Source organism: Streptomyces sp. NPDC058701 (assembly GCF_042715295.1).
Taxonomy (GTDB): domain Bacteria; phylum Actinomycetota; class Actinomycetes; order Streptomycetales; family Streptomycetaceae; genus Streptomyces.
Genome location: NZ_JBHXSY010000092.1, coordinates 7,274 through 8,828, shown reverse-complemented (window position 1 = coordinate 8,828; position 1,555 = coordinate 7,274). Strand labels below are relative to the sequence as shown.

General features: G+C 75.8%; 2 protein-coding genes and 1 pseudogene. All 3 read right to left on the bottom strand.

Annotated features, from left to right (window positions below):
* A pseudogene (locus ACFWW8_RS37560) lies at positions 1-371 on the bottom strand (iron-containing redox enzyme family protein); the annotation flags it as partial.
* Positions 368-703 (bottom strand): CDGSH iron-sulfur domain-containing protein, encoded by a 336-nt coding sequence (locus ACFWW8_RS37555; RefSeq protein ID WP_386537173.1) that lies wholly within the window; start codon positions 701-703, stop codon positions 368-370. The pseudogene ACFWW8_RS37560 and the gene ACFWW8_RS37555, both read right to left, overlap by 4 nt.
* Positions 687-1,373, bottom strand: a complete 687-nt coding sequence (locus tag ACFWW8_RS37550; protein WP_386537172.1) for a HemK2/MTQ2 family protein methyltransferase — start codon at positions 1,371-1,373, stop codon at positions 687-689. The genes ACFWW8_RS37555 and ACFWW8_RS37550 overlap by 17 nt, the downstream gene beginning before the upstream one ends.
* Positions 1,374-1,555 lie beyond the last annotated feature (182 nt).

Here is a 1,555-nt window from a genome sequence, read left to right as displayed (position 1 = left end):
GGTTCCACGAGCAGCGGGGCGAAGGCCTCGTCCACGGACCGCGGGGCGCCGGACAGCTCGGTGCGCAGTGCGTGCAGGAAGCGGGCCTCCAGGTCCCGGCGCAGCCGCAGCAGGTCCGGGTCCCACTCCCGCGCGTCGTCCACCCCCTCGAAGCCCCGGTAGTGCAGCTCGTACAACAGGTACAGGGCGAGCTGCAGGTCCTCACCCCACGGATCCGCCTCCCGTACGGACCGTTCGGCGTACGCGGGCGCCAGGCCCGTGCGCAGGGCCTCCGCCACGGCGTCCGAGAGCGCGCCGCGACCGGGTACGAGACCGGGCCCGGCGGTGGCTGTCCCGGTGGCGGTGGTCGTCGTCGGGCCGGACCGGGTCATCGCGGGCCCCCGTCCGCGCGCCCGCCCTCGGCAGGCGCGGCGCGCTCCCGGGGGCGGTGGCTGGTGTCGCACCAGGGGTACGTACGGCTGCGCCGGCAGGTGCACACGGCCACCGTGAACCGGTCCGAGCGGGCGAGGGTCCCGTCGTCGAGCAGGATCTCGACGGGGCCCTCCACCAGGACCGGACCGGAGGGGTCCACGGAGACGCGGCGGGCCGCGGGGCACCCGGTCGCGGAGGCGTCGGCGGGCACGGAGGGGTCCGCGGTGACGGAGGGGTCCGCGGTGCCGGCGGCGTCGGCGGTGCCGGTGGCACGGTCAGCGGTGCTGGGCACGGATGATCACCAGTTCCTCCCACTCGGCGCCCTCGGCGGCCAGGCCGCGGCCCTGCAGCCAGGCCCGGCGCGAGCGCAGTACCGGACCCCAGGGCACGGAGGCGCGGGCCGTGACCTGCGCGGTCAGGCCGCCTTCTTCGAGTCGGCCGACGGTCTCCTCCGCGCCGCACATGCCGGAGTGCACCATGAGCAGCACACCTCCCGGGCGGAGCAGGGCGGGGGCGTCGGCGCAGATGCGGTCGAGGACGTGGCGCCCGTCGGTGCCGGCGTCCCAGGCCCGCTGCGGGCCGCGCGTGGGCGGGCCGGGGGTGGGGGAGGGCACGTACGGCGGGTTCGTCAGGAGCATGTCGAAGCGTCGGCCCCGGGTGCGCTCCGCGAAATCGCCGTGCAGCACGCGCAGGGGCAGCCCCCGGCGGAGCCCGTTCAGACGCGCGGTGGTCACGGCCCGCCAGGACACGTCGACGGCCGTGACCCTGGCTCCGCGAGCGGCGGCGCTCAGCGCGAGGGCACCCGTCCCGGTGCCGATCTCCAGCAGTTCCGTGGAGGGGCCCAGCTCTTCCTGATCGAGTGCGTGGGCGAGGAGCCGGGTGTCCGCCTGAGGGCGGTACACGCCGGGCAGCGAGATGATCGGCTGTGGAGTCAATCCCCTATTCAGGGCCGTACTGGACATCGGTCACCTCCGGATTCGAGCACCGCCGGGAGTCCTCTTTCCCGAGCGCTCGGCACAGGGCGGCTACCCGCGCGCGGGCCGTCCACTCACCGGAGATGATCCGTAACCGCCCGACTACGCGCCGCTCCTCGTGAGCCCGCTGCCCGGGGCGGGGGCGGCTCTGTCCCGGTACGGATCTCCGC

Bases quoted from the DNA above. Each gene is read 5' to 3' on its own strand.
- ACFWW8_RS37550 (WP_386537172.1), bottom strand. From the start codon at position 1,373: ATGTCCAGTACGGCCCTGAATAGGGGATTGACTCCACAGCCGATCATC.